Origin of the sequence: Lysinibacillus parviboronicapiens (assembly GCF_003049575.1) — a bacterium.
GTDB lineage: Bacteria > Bacillota > Bacilli > Bacillales_A > Planococcaceae > Lysinibacillus > Lysinibacillus parviboronicapiens.
On sequence record NZ_PYWI01000110.1, the window covers coordinates 1 to 349 of the forward strand.

Here is a 349-nt window from a genome sequence, read left to right on the forward strand (position 1 = left end):
CTGCGTATTTCGTTGTCAGCTTCACTCGTTCAGTCAGTCACGTACTAAGGTACGCTCCTTTCCTCTCTCGCTTGCTTCCTAGAACTACTTGTATCTTGAAACCCTACATTATCTGTTATTAAGCCTAAAAAACTTAAAAAATAAATGTGTTTGTTACTATTTCAATGTCGTTTTATCCAGTTTTCAAAGAACAAGTTTTGAAGTTATTCATTCAGAAGAATGAACCTTCAAAACTGAACGCAAAACGTAATCTTACAAACCCAAGGTTTGTATTCCGAAAATATCCTTAGAAAGGAGGTGATCCAGCCGCACCTTCCGATACGGCTACCTTGTTACGACTTCACCCCAA

Annotated in this window: 1 rRNA gene; it reads right to left on the bottom strand. The window is 38.4% G+C overall.

Annotation, left to right across the window (positions count from 1 at the left end):
- Positions 1–290 precede the first annotated feature (290 nt).
- Positions 291–349: ribosomal RNA gene (locus C9J35_RS23325) — 16S ribosomal RNA — on the bottom strand; the annotation flags it as partial.